A 22,089-nucleotide genomic window follows, 5' to 3' on the forward strand; every position below is an offset into this window, starting at 1 on the left:
AAGATTTGCTCAGCAACCGCTCTTGCAAGACATTCGCAACAGGCCACATCATCGGACCGTGCATGTACCTGACGGATTCATCGACGCCCCGACCTCCGCCGTGACGGGAGTCGTCGCGGCCGGCGCGGTCGCCGTGTCCCTGCGCGGCGCCCGCAAGGAACTGGACGAGCGGACGGCCCCCCTCGCCGGACTCGTCGCGGCGTTCATCTTCGCGGTGCAGATGCTGAACTTCCCGGTCGCGGCCGGCACGAGCGGACACCTCCTGGGAGGCGCCCTCGCGGCGATCCTCGTCGGCCCCTACACAGGGGTGCTGTGCGTCTCCGTCGTCCTCCTCATGCAGGGCATCCTCTTCGCGGACGGCGGCCTCACCGCCCTCGGCGTCAACATCACGGACATGGCGGTCGTGACGACCGTCGTCGCGTACGCCGTCTTCCGGGGCCTGGTCAAGGCGCTCCCCCGGGGCCGCCGTACCGTCACCGCCGCCTCCTTCGTCGCCGCGCTCCTGTCCGTACCGGCCGCCGCCGGCGCGTTCACGCTGCTGTACGCGATCGGCGGGACGACGGACGTCTCGATCGGGAAGGTCGCCGGCGCGATGGTCGGCGTACATGTGCTGATCGGGATCGGGGAGGCGGCGATCACGGCGCTGACGGTGGGCGCGGTGATCGCCGTGCGGCCGGACCTGGTGTACGGGGCGCGGGGGCTCCAGGCGCCGTTGAAGCTGCGGGTGGGCGGGGAGCTGGTGGACGTGGCTCCCGAGGCGCCCGTCGTGAGGACTTCCCGGCGCGGGCTGTGGATCGGCGGGCTCGCGGCGTCCCTGCTGCTCGCCGGAGTCGTCAGCTTCTACGCCTCCGCGAACCCGGACGGGCTCGAAAAGGTCGCCGCCGACAAGGGACTTGACACCCAGGTCGAGGAACACGCCATCGCGGACTCGCCGTTGGCGGACTACGGGGTCAAGGACGTGGAGAACGCGCGGCTTTCGGGCGGGCTCGCCGGGGTGATCGGGGTGAGCGCGACCGTCGTCGCCGGGACCGGGGTGTTCTGGGCGGTGCGCCGACGCCGTACGGAGAGCGTCTGACATGGGTGCCGGGCACGCCCATCGGCTCTACCTGAAGCGGCACACCCCGGTGCACGCGCTGCCGCCGCACACCAAGCTCGCCGCCGTGTTCGCGTTCGTGGTGGTCGTCGTGTCGACGCCGCGCGAGGCGATGTGGGCGTTCGGGGTGTACGCCGCGCTGCTGGGCGTCGTCGCGTTCCGGGCGCGCGTGCCCGCCGGGTTCCTGCTGCGGAGGCTGCTGATCGAGGTGCCGTTCGTCGCGTTCGCGGTGCTGATGCCGTTCGTGGCGGAGGGGGAGCGCGTCGACGTGCTGGGGCTGTCGCTCAGCGAGAGCGGGCTGTGGGGGGCGTGGAACGTGCTGGCCAAGGGGACGTTGGGGGTCGCCGCGTCCGTACTCCTCGCGGCAACCACGGAGTTGAGGGAGCTGCTGCTCGGCTTGCAGCGGCTGCGGCTGCCCCCGCTGCTCGTCCAGATCGCGTCGTTCATGATCCGGTACGGCGATCTCATCACCGACGAGATGCGCCGGATGCGGATCGCCCGGGAGTCGAGGGGGTTCGAGGCGCGGGGAGTCCGGCACTGGGGGGTGCTCGCGAAATCCGCCGGGGCGCTGTTCATCCGGTCCTACGAGCGGGGTGAGCGGGTGCACCTCGCGATGGTCAGCCGGGGGTACGCCGGGTCGATGCCGGTCATCGACGAGGTCGACGCCTCGCGCGCGCAATGGTCGTACGCGTTGGCCCTGCCGGTCGCGGCGTTGGGGATCTGTCTGCTGGGATGGGCGTTGTGACGGCATCACTTGAGGTCTCGGGCCTGGCGTTCGCGTATCCGGACGGCCATCAGGCGCTGTTCGGCGTCGACTTCACCATCGGGCGGGGCGAACGCGTGGCCCTGCTGGGGCCGAACGGGGCGGGCAAGACGACGCTCGTCCTGCATCTGAACGGCATCCTCACCGGGGGCGCGGGTGAGGTGCGGGTCGCCGGACTGCCCGTCGGGAAGCGGCACATGGCCGAGATCCGGCGCAAGGTGGGGATCGTCTTCCAGGACCCCGACGACCAGCTCTTCATGCCGACGGTCCGGGAGGACGTCGCGTTCGGACCCGCCGCCGCCGGGGTGAAGGGCGCCGAGCTGGAGAAGGTCGTCGACGACGCTCTCGACCAGGTCGGGATGAAGGCGTTCAAGGACCGGCCGCCGCACCACCTCTCCTTCGGCCAGCGCCGACGGGTGGCCGTGGCGACCGTGCTGGCCATGTCCCCGGAGATCCTCGTCCTGGACGAGCCGTCGTCCAACCTCGACCCCGCGGCCCGGCGTGAACTGGCCGACATCCTGCGCTCGTTGGACGTCACGGTCCTGATGGTCACCCACGATCTCCCGTACGCCCTCGAACTCTGCCCCCGGTCCCTCGTCCTCAGCGAGGGCGTGATCGCGGCGGACGGTCCGACGGGGGAGCTGCTCTCGGACGCCGAGCTGATGCGCGGGCACCGGCTGGAGCTGCCGTTCGGCTTCGATCCGCGCTCCGCGACAATGGGCGCGTGACGAACGAGACCCAGGGCTCCACACACCTGGACGACCAGCTCTGCTTCGCCCTGTACGCCGCCCAGCGCGCGGTGACAGCCGCGTACCGTCCGCTGCTGGACGAACTGGGCCTCACGTACCCCCAGTACCTGGTCCTCCTGGCGCTCTGGGACCAGGGCGAGACGACGGTCAAGCAGCTCCTCTCCACCCTCCACCTCGACTACGGCACGATGTCCCCGCTGCTGAAACGCATGGAGGGCGCCGGCCTCATCCACCGCACCCGCTCCCCCCACGACGAACGCGCGGTCCTCGTCTCCTGCACCGGCCGGGGCGAGGAACTCCGGCACCGGGCCGCCCGCGTACCCGGCGCGCTCCTCTCTGCGACGGGGCTGGACGGGTCGGACGTGGCCCGGCTGCGGGAGGAGCTGTGGGAGCTGGCGGAGAGGGCGGCGGGGGCAGCGGAGAGCGGGCGGGCGCGGAGGAGGTAGGGGTAGGGGGTGTACGCCTGCGGAGGTAGGGGGTGTACGCCGGAGGGGTAGGGGTGGACGCCTGCGGAGGTAGGGGGCGTACCCCGGAGGGGGTAGGGGGCGTACCCCGGAGGGGGTAGGGGACGTCCCCTACGACGCCTTCGCCACCAGCTCCAGCAACGCCTCGTGCAGCACCCCGTTGCTGACCAGCACCGACATGTCCCCGGCCAGCACATCCACCCCCCGCAGATCGCTGATCCGCCCGCCAGCCTCGCTCACGATGACCGGCATGGTCGCGACATCCTCGTACCCCATCGCGGGCCCGGCGATGACGGCCGCGTCCGCCCGCCCCGTCGCGACGGCGGCCATGCACCCCGTGGACGGCAGCAGCAGCGTGCGCCGGTGCAGTGCCGCCAGCAACTCCCCGCTCCACGCACCGAAGTTGTGCGCCTGCACGCGCGCGCCGTCCAGTTCGGCCCGGTCCGACACCCGGACCCGCCGGGCCTCCCCCGCCCCGAAGCCGGGCCCCTGGAAGACCCAGCACCCCAGTCCCCGCCCGGCCGCGAGGATCTCCCCGCTCATCGGCATCCCCACCACCCCGATCGCGGGCCCGAACTCGTCCTCGTAGGCGAGGTCGTTGGAGAACAGCGGCACGCGGCGGGTGAAGTTGGCGGTCCCGTTGACGGGGTCGACGACCCACCGCCGCCCGGACGCCCCGAGCACGACCCCGCCCTCCTCCCCGTACACCCCGTCCTGCGGGGCCCGCCGCCCCAGCTCCCCCCGGATCAGCTCCTCGACCTCGACATCCACATCGGTGACCTCGGTCCCGTCGGCCTTGAGCCGGGTCCCCGCCTCCCCACATTCTCCCCATCCCCTCCACACCCCCCACCTGGCGTTACCCCCGGTTATCACCCCCTGCCGCGACACCCCCGCCTACCGGCCAGTACCTTGTGCACGAGGTAAATCAACACATCGGGGGAGGTCCCGCCATGACGGAAGGCGTTGCCGTCGACACGCGTCCGACGAAGATCATGTACGTCGCGGAGGCGACGGCGCACGGTGGCCGGGACGGGTATGTGACGAGCCAGGACGGCCAGATCGAGCTGAAGGTGGCGATGCCGCCGGAGCTGGGCGGGGACGGGAACGGCACGAACCCGGAGCAGCTGTTCGCGGCGGGCTACAGCTCGTGCTTCCACAACGCCCTGATCCTCGTGGGGAACCGGGCCGGGTACGACCTGACGGGGTCGACCGTCGCCGCGAAGGTCGGCATCGGCCCGAACAGCACCAAGGGGTACGGCCTCGCGGTCGCGCTCAGCGTCTCCCTGCCCATCCTCGACGCGGAGATCGCCGCCCAGCTCGTCGACGCCGCCCACCAGGTGTGCCCGTACTCCAACGCCACCCGTGGGAACATCGACGTAACGATTCTCCTGGGCTGACTCGGGCTGACGTCGCAGGAATCCCGGGCCCGCTCACGACGTTGCACCAGACTCCAGGGCAACCCGAGAGGACTGCGGTGAACGGTACGGTGGCCGACGGCTTCGAGCCCGTCAGGGACGCGTTCGTACGGAACTTCGCGTCGCTCGGCGACCGGGGCGCGGCGGTGTCGGTGTACCTGCACGGCCGCAAGGTCGTCGACCTGTGGGCGGGCACGCGGGACATCGACGGCGCCATCGACGGCGGCGAGCCGTGGACCCCGGACACCGCCCAGATCGTCCGCTCGGCCACGAAGGGCGTCGCGGCGGCGGCCCTGCTCCTCCTCCACCAGCGCGGCGAACTGGACCTGGACGCACCGGTCGCCGAGTACTGGCCCGAATACAAGACGGCAGGCAAGGAACACACCCTCGTCCGCCACCTCCTCTCCCACCGCGCCGGTGTCCCCGTCCTCGACCGCCCCCTCACGGTCGCCGAGGCCGCCGACCCGGATCTCGGCGCGGCGGCGGTCGCGGCGCAGGCCCCGGTGTGGACGCCGGGCGAGGCCCACGGCTACCACCCGCACACGTTCAGCTGGACGACCGGCGAACTGGTCCGCCGCCTGACCGGCCGCCCGGTCGCGGAGTGGATCAGGACGGAGATCGCGGCCCCGGCGGGCGCCGCCTTCTGGCTGGGCCTGCCCCCGCAGGAGGCGTGGCGGGCGGGCCGTACGGCGCTGGTGGAGACGACGACGGAGGCGCCCGGCACGCTCAGGGCGCGCCCCAAGCCGGCGATCACCGAGGCGTACGCCGATCCCGGCTCCGTCACGCGGCGCGCGTTCGGGGCGATCGCGGACGTCGACGAGAACGACCCGGCGTACCGGGCGGCGGCCCTGCCCGGCTCGACCGGTTTCGCGACGGCGGACGGGCTGGCCCGGATCTACGCGTCGCTGATCGGTGAACTGGACGGCAGGGCAAGGCTGTTCACCCCGGCCACGGTCGAACTCGCGCGCGGGGAGCAGTCGTCGGGCCCGGACCGGGTCCTGGTCGTCAACTCCCGTTTCGGACTGGGCTACATGCTGCACAGCCCCGCCTCCCCGTTCCTCGCCCCCACCTCCTTCGGCCACCCCGGCCGAGGCGGTCCGCTGGCCTTCGCGGACCCCGAGTCGGGGATCGCGTTCGGGTACGTCACGAACGGTTTCCGCCGGACCGTCACGGCCGACCCGAGGCCGCAGGCGCTGGTAAGAGCGGTACGTGAGTCACTGACGGGGTGAGTGAGACCCCTGTGCACCGCCCGGTATGTTGGTCGGACATGTGGAGGACATGTGAGGACCACCGGCAGGGGCGGGCATGGGGCCGACGGCAGTACAGGAACACGTCCAGGAGGACGAGGCCACCCCGGCTGAGCCTGCCCCTTGGCCCCGGCACGGCCCCCTCCTCCTGCTCGCCGCCGCCCTCGTCCCCGGCACCCTCCTCGTCGTCCTCGGCCGCTGGGGCGAGGCCCCCGCGATGCAGGCGTGGCGGACGGTCGCCCTGTCGGTGACGGTGCAGGCACTCCCCTTCCTCCTGCTGGGTACGGCCCTGTCGGGCGCGATCAACGCGTTCGTCCCGGCGTCGGTGTTCCGCAAGGCCCTCCCGAAGCGCCCGGCGCTGGCGGTGCCGGTCGCCGGGGTGGCGGGGGTCGTCCTCCCGGGGTGCGAGTGCGCGTCGGTGCCTGTGGCAAACAGCTTGATCGGCAGGGGAGTTGCCCCGGCGGCGGCGTTCGCGTTCCTGCTCTCGGCGCCGGCGGTGAACCCGATCGTCCTGACAGCGACGGCAGTCGCGTTCCCCAACTCCCCGATGATGGTCGTCGCCCGGCTGCTCGCCTCGCTCGCGGCGGCGTCCGTGATGGGCTGGCTGTGGCTGCGGTTCGGCCGGGAGGAGTGGCTGAAGCCGGCGGTACGGCACACCGGTCACGAGGCGGGGCGCAGCCGGTGGCAGGAGTTCCGGGAGGGTTTCCAGCACGACTTCCTGCACGCGGCCGGGTTCCTGGTGGTCGGCGCGATGGCGGCGGCCACCTTCAACGTCGCCGTCCCCCGCACCTGGGTGGACACGTTCGCCGACTCCCCCTGGCTGTCGGTGCTGTTCCTCGCCGCGCTGGCGATCGTCATCGCCGTCTGCTCGGAGGCGGACGCGTTCGTCGCGGCGTCCCTGACCGGCTTCTCGCCCACCGCGCGGCTGACGTTCATGGTCGTCGGCCCGATGGTCGACCTCAAGCTCATCGCCCTCCAGGCCGGCACGTTCGGGCGGGCGTTCGCGTGGCGGTTCTCGACGGCGACGACGGTCGTGGCGGTGCTGTGCGCGGTCCTGATCGGAGAGGCCCTGCTGTGAAACGTGTGCTCCAGGCGGCCCTGTTGGCTCTGACCGGTGCCGGGCTCCTCCAAGTCGCCCTGTTCACCGAGGTGTTCCTGCGGTACGTGAAGGAGGGGATGCGTCCGCTGCTGATCGTCTCCGGCGTCGTCCTGCTGCTCCTCGGGATCGCGGAGGCGTGGGCGGCGTACCGGCACCGGGAACCCGCCGAGGACTCCCATGGCTCCCACGGCTCCCATGTCCCGCGCGTGGCCTGGCTGTTGTTCCTCCCGGCGCTGAGTCTGCTGCTGTACGCGCCGCCGGAACTCGGCTCGTACACGGCGTCCCGGGAGCCGCCGAAGGCGGTCGCGGCGACCCCGGACGACGGCTTCGATCCGCTGCCCGCGACGTCCCCGCTGCCGATCACGCTGGGGGACTTCGCGTCCCGGGTCCAGCAGGACCGTACGAAGGCGATCGCCCGGCGCCCGGTCACGATGAGCGGTTTCGTCACCCCCACCTCCACCGCGGACGAGTGGTACCTCACCCGCCTGATCCTCAGCTGCTGCGCGGCGGACGCCCAGTCCGTGAAGGTCAAGGTGTACGGCGTCCGGCCCCCGAAGGCGGACACCTGGGTGTCGATCACCGGAACCTGGCACACCACAGGCGCACTTGGCACCCCGTCGGCCGAAGTCTCCCTGGACGCACGCACGTTGAAGAAGATCGACCGCCCGTCGAACGGCTACCAGGACGCGCTGCCCCTGGGGTAGCTCAACCGCCGTGCAGCATCAGCCCGATGCCCACGACGAGGACGCCCGCGGCGACGATCCGGGGTGCTCCGAACCGCTCCTTGAAGAACACCGCGCCGATCGCGGCCCCCACGATGATCGACGACTCCCGCAGCGCGGCGATCGGGGCGAGCGCGGCGCGGGTCTGGGCCCACAGGACCAACCCGTAGGCGGCGAAGGAGAGTACGGCGCCGATCGCGCCGACCCCGGCGTACGGCCGGAGGCGGGTGAGGGTCTGCCCGCGCCACCGCGTCCACGCGTACAGCGGCAGCACGAACCCCTGCACGCCCATCAGCCAGGCGATATACCCGAGCGAGGAGCCGGCGGCGCGGACGCCGAGGCCGTCGACGACGGTGTACAGGGCGATCGTGAACCCGGTGGCGAGGGCGGCGCCGATCGCGGCCCAGTCGGGACGGCGTCCCCTGAGCCCCCAGAGAGCCACGCCGGTGAGGCCCGCACACGACAGCGCGATGCCTGCGGCACCCCATCCGCCGGGGACCTCGTGGGCGAACAGGGCGGCGAGGAGGGTGACGACGAGGGGCGCGCTGCCTCTCGCGATGGGGTACGCCTGGCCGAAGTCGCCGATACGGAAGGACCACATCAGCAGCGCGAAGTAGGCGACGTGGATGACGGCCGACGCGAACAGGTAGGGCCAGGCGGCCCCTTGGGGGAACCCGGTGAACGGCGCCACCAGGAACCCCAGCACGGCCCCGCCCCCGGAGATCAGGGCGAACCCCACGAGCTTGTCCGGGATCTTGTGGGCGAGCGCGTTCCAGCAGGCGTGCGTGACGGCCGCCAGCAGGACGGCCCCGGTGACCGCAGGCGTCACGACGCCCGCTCCCGCACGTCCACGACGGTCGCCCCCGCGTACTTCACCAACTCCCCTGGCGCCATGGGGAACACGGCGTGCGGGGTCCCGGCGGCGGCCCACACCTCGTCGTGCGCGAGGAGTCCGCGGTCCGCCAGCACCCGCGTCCGGGTCCGATGCCCGAACGGCGGCACACCCCCGATGGCGTACCCCGTGACCTCCCGTACGAGCGCGGCGTCGGCGCGGGTGACCCTGGCACCCCCCAACACCTCGCCGACCGCGTCCACATCGACCCTGGACGCCCCGTCCACCAGCACCAGCACCGGCACCCCGTCGGCCGCGAACACCAGCGACTTGCAGATCTGCCCCAACGCACACCCCACGGCCTCCGCCGCCTCGATCGCCGTCCGCGCCCCCTCCGGATACGTCCGCACTCTCCCCGACACCTCGTCGAGCCCCATCTCCTGAAGGGCCCGGGCGAACAGGGGGTGCGCGTCTGTCGTCGTCATGAACCGCACGTTAGCGGTAGGTGTAGGGCACAGGCGACGAGACCGGCTCAGCCGAACTGTGCCGCCAACCACAGCGCGACCCCGACCGGCACGGGGAGTGCGAGCGCTCCCAGGGCCACCATCCGTGCGGGGAGAGTGAGTCGGCGCAGGGGGGAGGCGAACGCGAGGAGCGCGAGGAAGGCGGTGCCGAGGGAGAGGAACGCGAGGTACGGCACGACGAACGAGGCGACGTCGGCCGAGGTCATCCCGTCCGCCAGTCCCCAGATCGCCACGACGGCGGCGAGGAGCGTCAGCCCCGCCACCGCGACCAGCGTGGGGAGCCACAGCGCCCACGCCGTCAGGGTCAGGGCGGAGCGCTCAGGCTTCGGGGCGGACGCGCGCCAGGGCCCGTACAGCCTCGCGTGGATCTCCGGGCGCATGGCAACTCCTTTGGTCCGCAACGGCGTTCGGTACCTCCCAGGTTCGGCGCCTTCGTCGTCGTCCGCATGAGTCCGCGTACTCAGACCGACCGCGCCACCCGGAACCCCACATCGTCCACGGCGTAACTCGGGTGGCTGCGGCGGCGTACCGAGGCGCGGCAGCTCCAGTGTTCGTCGAACCAGCCGCCGCCGCGCAGGACGCGGTAGGTGCCGTAGACGGCGGGGTCGTAGAGGTCCCAGCACCACTCCCAGACGTTGCCCAACAGGTCGTGGAAACCCCAGGAGTTGGGCTCGCGGGTCGCCACCTCCCGTATCCGCTCACCGGAGTTGGCGCGGTGCCAGGCGATGTCGTCGAGGGGGCCGTAGCGGGGGCCGGGGGTGCCGGCTCGGCAGGCGTACTCCCATTCGGCCTCGGTGGGAAGGCGGTAGCCGGTGGGGTCCACCAACTCGACCTCCTCCGCGCCGGGTTCACCCGGTTCGCTGCGGAAGCGGTACGCCGGGCGTGAACCCTCCGCCAGGGAGAGGGTGTTGCAGTAGCGGACGGCGTCCAGCCAGGTGACGTCCACGGCGGGGAGCCGCGGGTCGGTGAGGGGCGCGCCGGTCAGCCGCGCGTAGTCGGCCTGCGTCACCGTACACACCGACAGGGCGTAGGGCGCGAGCTTCACCGGCCAACTCGTCGCTGTACGCCGGTCGTTGAGTACGACTTCGCCCGCGTCGACCGTGATCATCCGTAAGTCCATGGGCAGATGATCGCAGCGACGCGGGCGGAGTTGGTGCCGGTGAGGGCTCCCCGTCCCCACGGACCCTCACCGGCGGCTCAGTCGGAACCGGTCACGCGTGGACCAGTTCCTTGTCCTCGTTGTCCTCGTCGTCCTTCTTGAGCCTGTCGGCCTCGGTGCGCAGGCCCTCGCCCTCGATGTCGACGTTGGGCAGAACACGGTCGACCCACTTCGGCAGCCACCACGCCTTCTCCCCGAGCAGCGCGAGGACGGCCGGCACGATGACCATGCGGACGACGAACGCGTCGAAGAGGACGGCGATCGCGAGGCCGAAGCCCATCATCTTGACCATGGACTCGCTGGAGGTGATGAACCCGGCGAACACGGCGATCATGATGACGGCGGCGGCGGAGACGACCCGCGCCCCGTACTTGAAGCCGGTCACGACGGCCTCGCCGGGCCGCTCCCCGTGGACGTACGCCTCCCGCATCCGCGTCACGAGGAACACCTCGTAGTCCATGGCCAGTCCGAAGACCACGCCGACCAGGAAGATCGGCATCATCGACATGATCGGGCCGGTCTCGTCGACCCCGATGAGGCTCGCCAGCCAGCCCCACTGGAAGACCGCGACGACGGCACCGAGCGCGGCGAGCACGGAGAGCAGGAAGCCGAGCGCCGCCTTGAGCGGGACCAGGATCGAGCGGAACACCAGGATCAGCAGGAGGAACGCGAGGCCGACGACGAGCCCGAGGTAGGGGATCAGCGCGTCGTTCATCTTCTGCGAGACGTCGATGTTGACGGCGGTGGTGCCGGTGACGAGGACCTGCGCGTCGGTGTCGGCCTTGATGCCGGCCGCCTTGCCGCGGATCGCGTGGACGATGTCCTCGGTCTCCGTCGAGGCCGGCTTGGAGTCGGTGGTGACGGTGATCATCGCCGTGTCACCGGCCTGGTTGAAGGTCGCCGGGGTGACGCCCTGGACGCCCTTGATGCCCTTGATCTCGTCGGACACGGTGGTCGCGGCGGCCTTCGGGTCGCCGCTGTCCTTCGCGTCGAGGACGACCATCAGGGGGCCGTTGAAGCCGGGGCCGAAGCCCTCGGAGAGCAGGTCGTAGGCGCGGCGCTGCGTGGTGGACGTCGGCTGCGAGCCGTCGTCCGGCAGGCCGAGCTGGAGCTGGCTGGCGGGCAGGGCGATCGCGCCGAGTCCGAGGACGCCGACGACGAGCACGGCGACGGGGCGGCGCAGGACGAAGCGGGCCCAACGGGTGCCCATGTTGGGCTTGTCGGCGGCGCCGGTCTGCTGAGTGGCCTTGTTCTGACCGGAGTTGACCTGCGCGGAGTCGGGCTGTGCGGAGTTGCCCTTGCCCTTGCCGAGCAGCTTGCTCTTCTCGCCGGCCGGGGAGACCTTGCGGCCCGCGTACCCGAGCAGCGCCGGGACCATCGTCAGCGCGACGACGACGGCGACCGCGACCGTACCGGCGGCGGCGACCCCCATCTTCGTCAGCATCGGGATGTTGACGACGGAGAGGCCGGCCAGCGCGATGATGACGGTGAGTCCGGCGAAGACGACCGCGGAGCCGGCGGTGCCGACCGCGCGTCCGGCGGCCTCCTCGCGCTCCCTGCCGTCGGCGAGTTCGCTGCGGTAGCGGGAGACGATGAACAGGGCGTAGTCGATGCCGACGGCGAGGCCGATCATCGAGGCGAGGGTGGAGGTCGTCGAACCGAGGTCGAGCGTGCTGGCGAGGGCGGTGATGGTGGCGATGCCGATGCCCACGCCGATGATCGCGGTCAGCAGCGGGAGTCCGGCCGCGACGATCGAACCGAGCGTGATGACAAGGACGATGGCGGCGACGGCGATGCCGATGACCTCACCGATCCCGGCCTCGGCGGCGGCCTGGAGCGCGTCCCCGCCGACCTCGACGGTCAGTCCGGTGTCACGGGCCTCGGCGGCGGCCTCCTTGAGGGCGTCGCGCGAGGAGTCCTCCAACTCCATGCCGGGGACCTTGTACTTGACGGACGCGTAGGCGACCGTGCCGTCCTCGTTGACCGCGTTGGTGGTGAACGGGTCGGTGACGGAGGCGACTTCGGCGCCGCTGCCCAGTTCCTCGACGGTCTTCTCGACGGTCGCCTTGTTCTCAGCGTCCGTCATCTTCTCGCCGTCGGGGGCCTTGAAGACGACCCGGGCGGTGCCGCCGTCGGCGGCGGAGCCGGGGAAGCGCTGTTCGAGGAGGTCGAAGGTCTTCTGGGCCTCCGTGCCGGGGATGGAGAACGAGGTCTCCCCGGCGGCGGGGGCGCTGGCCGCGCCGACACCGGCGAGGGTCAGCAGGGCTATCCAGATGAGGGCGACGAAATGCCGTCGCCTGAAGGACAGCCGGCCCAACTTGTAGAGGAACGTGGCCACGGAGGCGTACTCCCGGTCAGTCGTGGGGTGTTCAGGGCAGGGGTGATCGACGCGGGTGTGCGCGGGGAGGGGAAGCCCGGTTCAGGGCGGCGTCGATCGGCCCGACGACGTGAGCGGTGACGTCAGGTGGGCGTCGTGCGAAGGGTGTTGTGCGAAAGGGTGTTGTGCGGGGGTCAGGCTCTGGGGTCGACGCCGAGTGCGGGGAGCACCACCGCGTCGAGGTACGAGATGAGGAAGTCCTGGGTGGGTGGCTGGTCGTCGAGCAGCATCCGGGTGGCGAAACCGCCGACCAGCATGTGCAGCATGAACTCCAACGCGGGGCAGTCCGCGCTGACTTCACCTCGGGCGATGGCCCGCTGGATCATCTGGTGGAAGTCGGAGAGCTCAGGGTCGATCAGCAGCGCGCGCAGCGCCTCGCGGAGATCCGGGTTGTTGTGCATCGCCATGGCGACGCCCCGCATCAGCGCCGAGTTCTGCTCGTGCGTGCAGTCGTCCTCCAGCTTGATCACCGCGTGCAGGTCGCCGCGGAGTGAGCCGGTGTCGATGTCGTTCGCCGCGTCGGGCTTGCTGTGGCGGATGGCCCTGACGACCAGTTCGGCCTTGCCGCCCCACTGGCGGTAGAGCGTGGCCTTGCTGGAGCGGGTGCGGGTGGCGATGGCGTCCATGGTGAGGGCGTCGTAGCCGACCTCGCGCAGCAGGTCGAGGACGGCGTCGTACAGCTCCGCCTCGCGTTCGGGCGTGATCCGACTGCGTCGCGCCGTTGCGATCTCAGTCATGCCGGCCCCTCTGCATCTCCGCGTTTCTTCCTACGTCCATGAAGATACCCTGAGCGCCAAGCGAAACGAAACGGTTTCGTACGTGGTCTGGGTCACGTCTGTGAGAAACGTGTAAGAGACAGGGATGGACGAGCCCGGGGTGGACGGGGCCGGGGTGGACCGGGCTGAGGTGGACGGGGCTGGGGTGGTCCCCTAGGGGTCGTCGGCAGCGGCCCTGAGTTGCTGCTCCCCCGTCGCCGGAAAAGCATGGGACCCGTGAGCTACCTGCGCCTCCCCCACCTCAGCGGCGACCTCCTGTGCTTCGTCGCCGAGGACGACCTCTGGCTGGCCCCCCTCGACGGCCCCGGCCGCGCCTGGCGGCTCACGGTGGACCGCACGAAGACCGGCCACCCCCGCTTCTCCCCCGACGGCACCGAGATCGCCTGCACGAACTGGCGCAGCCTCGTCCCCGAGATCCACGTGGTGCCCGTGGACGGCGGCCGGACCCGGCAGCTCACCCACTGGGGCAGCGCCGACACCCGGGTCTGCGGCTGGACCCCCGAGGGCCACATCCTGGCCGTCGCCTCCCACAGCCAGCCGTTCTCCTACTTCACCTGGGCCTACGACGTCCCCACGGACGGCGACCCGGGCGGCCCCCTGCCCTGGGGCCCGGTGAGCGACCTCCAGGTCGCGGACGTCGCCGGCGAGCGCAGGACCCTGCTGCTCACCGGCACACCGCCGCACGAACCGGCCGCCTGGAAGCGGTACCGGGGCGGCGCGACGGGCCGGCTGTGGCTGCACGGCCGCCGGCTCCTGCCGGAGGTGGACGGCCATCTCTCCTCCCCCCTCTTCGTCGGCGACCGCATCGCGTTCCTCTCCGACCACGAGGGCGTCGGCAACCTCTACTCCTGCGCGTACGACGGCTCCGGTCTGCGCCGGCACACCGACCACGACGCCTTCTACGCCCGCAACGCCTCGACCGACGGCACCCGGGTGGTCTACCAGTGCGCCGGCGACCTCTGGCTCGTCGAGGACCTCTCCCCCGGCGCCGTCCCCCGCCGCCTCGACGTACGGCTCGGCGGACCCCGCGCGGGCAGACGGCCGTACCAGATCCCGGCCGCGCAGCACGTCGACGGCGTCTCGGTCGACGAGACGGGGCGAGCTAGCGCCGTAGTAGTACGGGGCAGCCTCTACTGGCTGACCCATCGGGACGGGCCCGCACGGACGATCGCTGATACCCCAGGGGTACGGGTACGGCTTCCGGAGATGCTGGGGTCGGGCGGGCAGATCGCGTACGTCACCGACGCGGAGGGGGAGGACGCGGTCGAGATCGCCTACCTCCCGCGCGCGAGCGGCGAACGGGCGGCGCGGCGGCTGGCGTCGGGGGAAGTGGGGCGGGTGGTGGAGCTGGTGTCCGATCCGGAGGGGGAGCGGCTCGCGATCGCTTCGCATGACGGGCGGGTGCTGTTGTTGGACGTGTCGGGGGCGGGGGGCGAGGTGGGGGCGGGGCCGGGGTCAAGTGCGGGGTCAGAGGCGGGGGTGCTCACCGAGTTGATCCGGTCCGTGAACGGGCCCGTGAGGGATCTCGCGTTCTCGCCCGACGGGGCCTGGCTCGCCTGGTCCCATCCCGGGATCGGCCGCTCCCTGCGGCAGATCAAGCTGGCCCGGATGAAGGACCGGCTGATCGTCGACGTCACCAACGGCCGCTTCGCCGACGAGAATCCGGTCTTCACCAGCGACGGCCGCTACCTCGCGTTCCTGTCCTGGCGCGGCTTCGACCCGGTGTACGACGTCCACACCGGCGACCTCTCCTTCCCCCTGGGGTGTCGCCCCTACCTGGTGCCCCTCTCCTCGGCCACCCCCTCCCCCTTCGCGCTGAACCCCGACGGGCGTCCGGCGGCGGGCGGGCTCGACCCCGTCGAGACCGAGGACGGCGGCGCGGTGACCGTCGAGGTGGAGGGGCTGGAGAGCAGGGTGACCCCGTTCCCCGTACCCGCCTCCAAGTACTCGGCGCTGCACCCCGTCGCCGGCGGCGGCCTGGTGTGGCTGCGCTGGCCGATCTCCGGCGCGCTCGGCGAGACCTTCGCCAACCCGGACGACACCAGCGAGCGGCCCACCCTCGAACACTTCACCATCAGCAAGGCCAAGAAGTCCGAACTCGTCGACCACCTCGACTGGTTCGCCCTCAGCGGCGACGGCACCCGGCTGGTCGTCGTGGACGAGGGCGAGCTGCGGGCCGTCCCCTCCACCGAGCCCGGCGACGGCGACTCGACCGTCTGGATCGACCTGCGCCGCATCCTCCACGAGGTCGACCCCGGCGCGGAGTGGCGGCAGTCCTACGAGGAGGCCGGGCGGCTGATCCGCTCCTATTTCTGGGACCCCGGGATGTGCGGCATCGACTGGGACGCGGTCCTCGCCCAGTACCGCCCGCTGGTCCAACGCGTCGCTTCCCCCGACGAGTTCGCGGATCTGCTGCGCGAGGTGGTCGGCGAACTGGGCACGTCCCACGCGTACGTCGCCTCAGCGCGGCGCAACGAAGGCCCGCCCCACTACCAGCGGCTCCAGGGCCTGCTGGGCGCCGACTTCCTGCGCCGGGACGGGAGTTGGGTACTGGCCCGCATCCTGCCCGGCGACTCCTCCGACTCCAAGGCGCGATCTCCCCTCGCCGGTACGGGAATTCGGGAGGGGGCGGTGCTGACGCAGGTGGACGGGCGGGTGGTGGACCCGGTGACCGGCCCGTTCCCGCTGCTCGCGGGGGCGGGGGGTACGACGGTGGAGCTGACGTTCGTGGAGGGGGAGCGGCCTCCCCGGCGGGTGGCCGTGGTGCCGTTGGTCGACGAGCGCCCCCTGCGCTACCAGGACTGGGTGGCCAAACGGCGGGACGTCGTAAGGGAGTTGAGCGGCGGGCGGTGCGGGTACCTGCACATCCCGGACATGGGCGGCTCCGGGTGGGCCCAGTTCAACCGAGACCTGCGGATGGAGGTGTCCCGGCCCGCCCTGATCGTCGACGTCCGCGGCAACGCGGGGGGCCACATCAGCGAGTTGGTCGTCGAGAAGCTCTCCCGCACGATCCTCGGCTGGGACCTCACGCGCAACGCCCAGCCCGTGTCGTACGCCTCGAACGCCCCCCGCGGACCGGTGGTCGCCCTCGCCGACGAAGCAACCTCCTCCGACGGCGACATGATCACCGCCGCCTTCAAACTCCTCAAGATCGGCCCGGTGGTGGGACAGCGGACCTGGGGCGGAGTGGTGGGCATGACCGGCCGCCACGAACTCGGCGACGGCACGGTCATCACCGTCCCCATGAACGCGGCCTGGTTCGACGCGTACGGCTGGTCCGTCGAGAACCGGGGCGTCGACCCGGACATGGAGGCCCTGCGGACCCCCCTGGACTGGGCCGAGGGACGGCACGCCCAGTTGGACGACGCGGTGAGCCTGGCGCTGGAACTCCTGGAGCGGGGGGTGGTGGCGAGCCCGCCGGACCACCGGGGGGTACCGGACCGGTCCCGGCCGAAACTGCCGCCTCGGGAGGGGTAGGGGACGGGAGGGGGACGGGACGGGACGGGAGTACCCGTAGTACCTGCGACCTCCTCCACCCCCTACCTCCCGTGCGCCAGCACCCTCTCCAGGGTCCGGCGGCCCGCCCTCCCCCACGTCGGCTGGCCCCCGGGCAGGCCCTTCTCCCACGCCAGGCCGATGTGGAGGAGCCCGAACGCCGAGAGCACGGCCCAGCCCTGGGCCCGGTGGACGATCGCCTCGTCGGTGACGCCGTAGGCGTCGAGGAAGGCGTCCGCCGCGCCCTCCGGCAGCAGCTTCCACGCGGCGGCGAGGTCGGCGGCCGGATCGCCCGCGCCCATGTCGCCGAAGTCGATGATCCCGGAGAGCGCGCCGTCCGTGACGACGGCGTTGGCGGGGTGGAGATCGACGTGCACCCAGACCGGCGGCCCGTCCCAACTCGGGGCGGAGACCGCCCTCTTCCACACGTCCCGCAGCCTGGGCGCGTCGACGAGGTCCCCCAGACTCCTGAGGCCCCCCTCGAACGACTCGGTGAGCGGGGCGAGTTCACCGCAGCGGCTGGGGTTCAGGGGCGCGTCCTGCGGCGCGGGCCGGTGCAGGGCGCGGAGGAAGCCGGCGAGGACTTCGGCCGAACGGGACACCTCGGTCATCTCAGTGCCGTCCGCCGGCTCCCCCGGCACCCACTTCACGACCGTCCACGGCCGGGGGAACCGCTCGCTCGGCTCGCTGAACCGCAGCGGCGTCGGCACGGGCAGCGGCAGCCGCTCGGCGAGTCCGGGCAGCCAGCGGAACTCCTGGGCGAGGAGCCCGGGAGCGCGCTCCGTCATCGGCAGCCGTACCGCCAACTCCTCCCCCACCCGCCAGAGTTGGTTGTCCCAGCCGGAGGAGACCGGACGGACGTGGAGATCCGCGAGGTCGGGCTGCCGGTCGCGGAGGAGTTCACGGACGAAGGGCGCGTCGATGTCGGTGCGCTGCACGGGCTGCTCCGATGGTCGGGTTTTCGTGCAGCGTACGTGGCACCCGTAATACCCCTAGTACTTCAGGACGCCGTACTTCAGGACGCCGTACTTCAGGCGCCCCGCTTGGCCTTGGCCCCCTCGGCTCTCCGGCTCCTCGCCTCCTCGTCGGCGGAACCCCCCGCCCCGACCAACCCCACCCGCATCCCGGACACCTTGGGAGCCACCCGCCGCATCTCCCGCACGCCGACCGACCCGATCACTCCGGGGAGGTACCCGCGTACCCCCTGCATCCCGCGCAGCCACCACTGGCCGTACACATGGCTGGAGCGGCGTTCGATGCCGTCGGCTATCCGCTCGACGGCGGGACCGAGGGGGTACGTCTTGTTGGCAGGCCAGGGCAGCCGTCCGCGGAGTTCGCGCATGACGTCGTCCTGGTCGGCGCCGCGCACCATGTCGGTGTCGGTCCAGGAGAGGTAGCCGACGCCGACCCGGACCCCCCGGTAGCCGACCTCGGCGCGCAGGCTGTGCGCGTACGCCTCGACGCCGGACTTGGAGGCGCAGTAGGCGCTCATCATCGGCGCCGGGGTGAGCGCGGCGAGGGAGGCGATCTGGAGGAGGTAGCCGCGGCTCTCGATGAGGACGGGCAGGAACGCGCGGGCCGTGACGGCGGAGCCGATGAGGTTGACCTCGATGACGCGCCGCCACACGTCGGGGTCGGAGTCGAGGAAGGTGCCCCCGGTGGCGACCCCGGCGTTGGCGACGACGATGTCGACCTTCCCGAACCGCTCCTTCACCTCGGCGGCGACCTGGTTCATGGCGTCCTGGTCGGTGACGTCGGCGTACCAGTGGCCGCTCTCGCCGTGCAGCCGCTCGGAGACCTCCTTGAGCGCCTCGGGTTCGAGTCCGACGAGGGCGACGGTCGCGCCGCGCGCGGAGAGTTTCCGGGCGAGCAGCTCGCCGACGCCGCGCGCCGCCCCGGTGATGACGGCGACCTGCCCGTCGAGGCTCACCTTGCTCATGCGCCCTCCTTCAACTGCGTGTAGGTGGTGGTCAGTTCGCGTATTCGCCCGGTCACGGTGTCCGGTGCCTCGACGGGCGTCATGTGGCCGATCCCGTAAAGCTCCGTGAGACCTAGGCAGTTGGGCAGGGCGGCGGCGAGCGCGCGGGCGTGGACGGGCGGGGTGAGCCGGTCGGCGCTGCCGGCGATGACAGCCGTGGGCACGGTCAACTGCCGTACGCCGTCGTCGAGATCGAGTCCTTCGAGGACCCGCGACCAGGCGTGGCGCACCTTGCGGGGGCAGGCGTGCACGATCCGCGCGCACCTCTCGACCGCCTCGGGCGCCGAACCGAGGCCCATGGTCGCGTACTTGAGGACGCGCTTGCCGACGGGCGTGACCGGTCCGAGCGGGGCCTTGGAGCCGAGGATCTTCCCGGTGAGCCAGGTCCGTGCCCGGCCCGCCTTGAGGGGGACGACCGTCGACTCGGCGACGAGGCGTGAACTGCCCGTGCTGCACAGGAGAGTTGCCGCGACGTGCTCGCGGAACGCGGACCGGGTCGCGGCGGCCATGACCGTCATGCCGCCCATCGAGTGACCGGCGACGACCGCCTTCTCGCCGGGTGCGAGGGTGGCGAGCAGTACCGCTTCGAGGTCGTCGGCCAGGGCCGTCGTGCTGGACTCCGGGCTCGCGGGAGTCCTGCCGTGGCCGCGGAGGTCGTAGGCGATGACGCGGTGGTCGCGGGCGAGGTCCTCGATCTGGGCCGCCCAGAAGAGGGTCGAGCAGGTCCATCCGTGGACGAGGACGACGGCGGGGGCAGTCTCGGGGCCGTGGATCTCGACGTGGAGGGGTGAGCCGTCCCGGGAGGTGGCGGTGAGGGTCTTCACGCGGTCACCTCGACGGTGTCGTAACTGCCCGAGTCCTTGCCGGAGTTGGGTGGCTCGCTCGGGGCGGGCGCCTTGAGCACCTCGTACTCCGCGAGGTCGACGCGGCGGGTGGCGCGGCGGAACTCGGCGGTGGTGCCGGGCCAGACGGTCGTGTTGCGGCCCTGCGCGTCGAGGTACCAGCTGACGCAGCCGCCGGTGTTCCAGACGGTCCGCTCCATCCGGTCCTGCACGCGCCGGTTCCAGCGGTGCACGGCGCTGGGGCGGGCGTCGAGCGCCGACTTCCCGCCCAGGACTTCGAGTTGGCGGAGGTAGTCGGCCATGTAGTTGAGCTGGGACTCGATCATGAGGATCATCGAGGAGTTGCCGAGGCCGGTGTTGGGTCCGATGACCGTCATCCAGTTGGGGAACCCGGCGACCGACGCCCCGCGCAGCGCCTCCATGCCGTTCTCACCCCAACTCTCCCCGAGCGTACGGCCGTCGGCGCCGATCACGCGGTCGGCGATCGGCATGTCGGTGACGTGGAACCCGGTGCTGAAGACGATCGCGTCGACCTCCGCCGTACTGCCGTCGGCGGCGACCAGCGTGGAGCCGCGGACCTCGGCGAGGCCGCTCGCGACGACGTCCACGTTGGGCTGGGCGAGCGCCGGGTAGTAGGCGCTGGAGAGCAGGATGCGCTTGCAGCCGATGCGGTAGTCCGGCGTCAACTTGGCCCGCAGGGCGGGGTCCTTGATGGACCGGGCGATGTTCCGCTTGGCCAACTGCTCGACGAACCCGAGTTCGTTGGGGTGCTTGGTGAACGCCTGGACCTGCAACTCCCTGATGCCCCACAGCAATCCGCGCCGGGCCTGCGTCGTGAACGGCAGCTTGCGGTGCAGGGCGCGTTCGGCGCCGGTGATCGCCCGGTCCACGCGTGGCATGACCCAGGCCGGGGTCCGCTGGAACAACGCCAGTTCGGAGACCAGGGGTTGGATCGCCGGCACGATCTGGATCGCCGAGGCGCCGGTGCCGATCACGGCGACGCGCTTGCCGCGCAGGTCGTAGTCGTGGTTCCAGCGCGCGGAGTGGAAGACCTCGCCGGGGAACGTCTCCAGGCCGGGGACGTCCGGCAGTTTCGGGTCGGAGAGCGGGCCGGTCGCCGAGACGACGACGTCGGCGGAGAGTTCGCCGGAGGCCGTCTCGATGTCCCAGCACAGCCGCTGCGCGTCCCACTCCATCCGCTTCACCTCGGAGCCGAACCGCAGATGGGGCCGGATGCCGAAGACGTCCGCGACGCGCTCCAGGTAGGCGCGGATGTGGCCCTGCCCCGAGAAGGTGCGCGGCCAGTCGGGGTTCGGCGCGAAGGAGAAGGAGTACAGGTGCGACGGCACATCGCAGGCGCACCCCGGATAGGTGTTGTCCCGCCAGGCGCCGCCCACGCTGTCCGCGCGCTCCAGGACCACGAAGTCGGTGATCCCTTCGCGCCGCAACCGTACGGCGGCCCCGAGCCCGCCGAACCCGGACCCGACCACCGCCACCCGCACATGCTCGCGTCCGGCCATGGGGACGCCCTCCTTCGCGCGACCGCGCCAGTAATCACTGGCACAGTCGGACTGTAGAGCAGCCCCTTACCGATGGGTAGGGGTCGGACGAGGGAAAGTTACCGTCGGTACGACATAAGGTCGGGGCGTGGTGGACCGTCAGGACGAGAACTCGGCGCAGCGTGAGTACCGCATGGAGGAGCTGGCCGCACTGGCCGGGATCACCGTGCGGACCCTGCGTTTCTACCGCGAGCGCAAACTCCTCGCCCCGCCGCGCCGCGAGGGCCGTATCGCCTGGTACGACGGCCACCACCTGGCGCGGCTGCGCACCATCGCGGCGCTCCTCGAACGCGGCCACACCCTCAACGGCATCGCCGAGCTCGCCGAGGCCCTCGACCACGGCCGTGACGTCGCCGATCTGCTGGGCGTCGCCCCCACCGAGGAGGAACCGGTCCGCCTCACCCCCGAGGAACTCGCCGCCCGCTTCGAGGGCCAGGCCACCCCGGAGAACCTCGCCGCCGCCCTCTCCCTGGGCTACCTCGGCACCGACGGCGACGAGATCGTCCACATCAGCCGCCGCCTCCTCGACGTCTCCTCCACCCTCGTCCGCGAGGGCATCCCCCTCGCGGACATCCTCGCCGCCGCCCACCAGGTCCGCGCCCACACCGACGCCCTCGCCGACCTCTTCACCACCACCCTCCTCCACCACCTCCCCGCCACCCACCTCCCCCGCCTCCGCCCCCTGGCCAAAGCCATCGTCGAAGCAGAACTCTCCCTCTCCCTGGACCGCCGCATGAACAACCCCCACTGACCCGCACATACACAGGTCAACGTCCGAACCCGGCATGCGCCGTCCGGCGAGCAGCAGCCCGCCGGACACGAGGCGCCGTTCAGCGAGCGCCGCACGCAGGTCGGCATCCAAGACCGGCGGTCGCCGTCCGGCGGGCAGCGGTCGCCGTCCGGCGGGCAGCGGGCAGCGGGCAGCGGGCAGCGGGCAGCGGGCAGCGGGCAGCGGGCAGCGGGCAGCGGGCAGCGGGCAGCGGGCAGCGGGCAGC

21 protein-coding genes are annotated in these 22,089 nt (G+C 71.8%); 10 read left to right on the top strand and 11 right to left on the bottom strand.

The genetic code is table 11. The annotated features are described in order from the left end of the window. Window positions 1-58: 58 nt before the first annotated feature. The 4 genes from ABZX85_RS46495 to ABZX85_RS46510 are packed head-to-tail and all read left to right on the top strand — an operon-like array spanning window position 59 to window position 3,051. Window positions 59-1,075, top strand: a complete 1,017-nt coding sequence (locus ABZX85_RS46495) for an energy-coupling factor ABC transporter permease (protein WP_355884063.1) — start codon at window positions 59-61, stop codon at window positions 1,073-1,075. 1 nt (window position 1,076) lies between these two features. Beyond that, a complete protein-coding gene (gene cbiQ / locus ABZX85_RS46500) occupies window positions 1,077-1,838 on the top strand; it encodes a cobalt ECF transporter T component CbiQ (RefSeq protein ID WP_355884065.1) in 762 nt (253 codons plus the stop codon). Then, a complete protein-coding gene (locus ABZX85_RS46505; protein WP_355884067.1) occupies window positions 1,826-2,584 on the top strand; it encodes an ABC transporter ATP-binding protein in 759 nt (252 codons plus the stop codon). The genes cbiQ and ABZX85_RS46505 overlap by 13 nt, the downstream gene beginning before the upstream one ends. Further along, window positions 2,581-3,051: a MarR family transcriptional regulator gene (locus ABZX85_RS46510; protein ID WP_355884069.1), complete on the top strand. Its 471-nt coding sequence runs from the start codon at window positions 2,581-2,583 to the stop codon at window positions 3,049-3,051. The genes ABZX85_RS46505 and ABZX85_RS46510 overlap by 4 nt, the downstream gene beginning before the upstream one ends. A 129-nt stretch (window positions 3,052-3,180) precedes the next feature. Here the strand turns inward: ABZX85_RS46510 and ABZX85_RS46515 are convergent, their stop codons facing one another. Then, on the bottom strand, window positions 3,181-3,942 hold the full coding sequence (locus ABZX85_RS46515; RefSeq protein ID WP_355884071.1) for an inositol monophosphatase family protein: 762 nt from the start codon (window positions 3,940-3,942) through the stop codon (window positions 3,181-3,183). 77 nt (window positions 3,943-4,019) lie between these two features. Between ABZX85_RS46515 and ABZX85_RS46520 the strand changes: the two genes are divergently transcribed. The 4 genes from ABZX85_RS46520 (at window position 4,020) to ABZX85_RS46535 (ending at window position 7,534) form a co-directional block, all read left to right on the top strand. Further along, on the top strand, window positions 4,020-4,466 hold the full coding sequence (locus ABZX85_RS46520) for an organic hydroperoxide resistance protein (RefSeq protein WP_355884073.1): 447 nt from the start codon (window positions 4,020-4,022) through the stop codon (window positions 4,464-4,466). Between the two features lie 77 nt (window positions 4,467-4,543). Next, a complete protein-coding gene (locus tag ABZX85_RS46525; RefSeq protein ID WP_355884075.1) occupies window positions 4,544-5,713 on the top strand; it encodes a serine hydrolase domain-containing protein in 1,170 nt (389 codons plus the stop codon). Between the two features lie 76 nt (window positions 5,714-5,789). After that, window positions 5,790-6,809 carry a permease gene (locus tag ABZX85_RS46530; RefSeq protein ID WP_355884077.1) on the top strand — a complete coding sequence of 340 codons (1,020 nt, stop codon included), beginning with the start codon at window positions 5,790-5,792 and terminating at the stop codon, window positions 6,807-6,809. Continuing rightward, window positions 6,806-7,534, top strand: a complete 729-nt coding sequence (locus ABZX85_RS46535; RefSeq protein WP_355884079.1) for a TIGR03943 family protein — start codon at window positions 6,806-6,808, stop codon at window positions 7,532-7,534. The genes ABZX85_RS46530 and ABZX85_RS46535 overlap by 4 nt, the downstream gene beginning before the upstream one ends. Before the next feature lies 1 nt (window position 7,535). Here the strand turns inward: ABZX85_RS46535 and ABZX85_RS46540 are convergent, their stop codons facing one another. From ABZX85_RS46540 to ABZX85_RS46565, 6 genes are all read right to left on the bottom strand, one after another. Beyond that, the gene (locus tag ABZX85_RS46540) at window positions 7,536-8,381 is read right to left on the bottom strand and encodes a DMT family transporter (RefSeq protein WP_355884081.1); all 846 of its coding nucleotides are present in this window, start codon (window positions 8,379-8,381) and stop codon (window positions 7,536-7,538) included. Next, window positions 8,378-8,869, bottom strand: coding sequence for a YbaK/EbsC family protein (locus ABZX85_RS46545; protein WP_355884083.1), 492 nt, complete (start codon window positions 8,867-8,869; stop codon window positions 8,378-8,380). Before ABZX85_RS46545 ends, ABZX85_RS46540 begins: the two co-directional genes overlap by 4 nt. 47 nt (window positions 8,870-8,916) lie before the next feature. Beyond that, window positions 8,917-9,288 (bottom strand): hypothetical protein, encoded by a 372-nt coding sequence (locus tag ABZX85_RS46550; protein WP_355884085.1) that lies wholly within the window; start codon window positions 9,286-9,288, stop codon window positions 8,917-8,919. An 80-nt stretch (window positions 9,289-9,368) separates the two neighbouring features. Then, on the bottom strand, window positions 9,369-10,028 hold the full coding sequence (locus ABZX85_RS46555) for a formylglycine-generating enzyme family protein (RefSeq protein ID WP_355884087.1): 660 nt from the start codon (window positions 10,026-10,028) through the stop codon (window positions 9,369-9,371). A 91-nt stretch (window positions 10,029-10,119) separates the two neighbouring features. Continuing rightward, the gene (locus tag ABZX85_RS46560) at window positions 10,120-12,405 is read right to left on the bottom strand and encodes an MMPL family transporter (RefSeq protein ID WP_355884089.1); all 2,286 of its coding nucleotides are present in this window, start codon (window positions 12,403-12,405) and stop codon (window positions 10,120-10,122) included. Window positions 12,406-12,578: 173 nt separating this feature from the next. Continuing rightward, window positions 12,579-13,181, bottom strand: a complete 603-nt coding sequence (locus tag ABZX85_RS46565) for a TetR/AcrR family transcriptional regulator (protein ID WP_355884091.1) — start codon at window positions 13,179-13,181, stop codon at window positions 12,579-12,581. A gap of 255 nt (window positions 13,182-13,436) precedes the next feature. Between ABZX85_RS46565 and ABZX85_RS46570 the strand changes: the two genes are divergently transcribed. Continuing rightward, complete coding sequence (locus tag ABZX85_RS46570; RefSeq protein WP_355884093.1) at window positions 13,437-16,697, top strand: S41 family peptidase; 3,261 nt, start codon at window positions 13,437-13,439, stop codon at window positions 16,695-16,697. 62 nt (window positions 16,698-16,759) lie between these two features. On the opposite strand, the gene ABZX85_RS46575 is transcribed toward ABZX85_RS46570, so the two are convergent. The 4 genes from ABZX85_RS46575 to ABZX85_RS46590 form a co-directional block, all read right to left on the bottom strand. Further along, window positions 16,760-17,653, bottom strand: coding sequence for an aminoglycoside phosphotransferase family protein (locus ABZX85_RS46575; protein WP_355884095.1), 894 nt, complete (start codon window positions 17,651-17,653; stop codon window positions 16,760-16,762). A 92-nt stretch (window positions 17,654-17,745) separates the two neighbouring features. After that, window positions 17,746-18,654, bottom strand: a complete 909-nt coding sequence (locus ABZX85_RS46580) for an SDR family oxidoreductase (protein ID WP_355884097.1) — start codon at window positions 18,652-18,654, stop codon at window positions 17,746-17,748. Further along, the gene (locus tag ABZX85_RS46585; RefSeq protein WP_355884099.1) at window positions 18,651-19,517 is read right to left on the bottom strand and encodes an alpha/beta hydrolase; all 867 of its coding nucleotides are present in this window, start codon (window positions 19,515-19,517) and stop codon (window positions 18,651-18,653) included. Before ABZX85_RS46585 ends, ABZX85_RS46580 begins: the two co-directional genes overlap by 4 nt. Continuing rightward, entirely contained in the window at window positions 19,514-21,055 is a 1,542-nt protein-coding gene (locus tag ABZX85_RS46590) for an NAD(P)/FAD-dependent oxidoreductase (protein WP_355884101.1), read from the bottom strand. The genes ABZX85_RS46585 and ABZX85_RS46590 overlap by 4 nt, the downstream gene beginning before the upstream one ends. Window positions 21,056-21,227: 172 nt before the next feature. Between ABZX85_RS46590 and ABZX85_RS46595 the strand changes: the two genes are divergently transcribed. Then, window positions 21,228-21,845 carry a MerR family transcriptional regulator gene (locus ABZX85_RS46595; protein ID WP_355884109.1) on the top strand — a complete coding sequence of 206 codons (618 nt, stop codon included), beginning with the start codon at window positions 21,228-21,230 and terminating at the stop codon, window positions 21,843-21,845. The last annotated feature ends 244 nt before the right edge of the window (window positions 21,846-22,089 follow it).

The organism is Streptomyces sp. NPDC004539 (assembly GCF_040610055.1).
Taxonomy (GTDB): Bacteria; Actinomycetota; Actinomycetes; order Streptomycetales; family Streptomycetaceae; genus Streptomyces.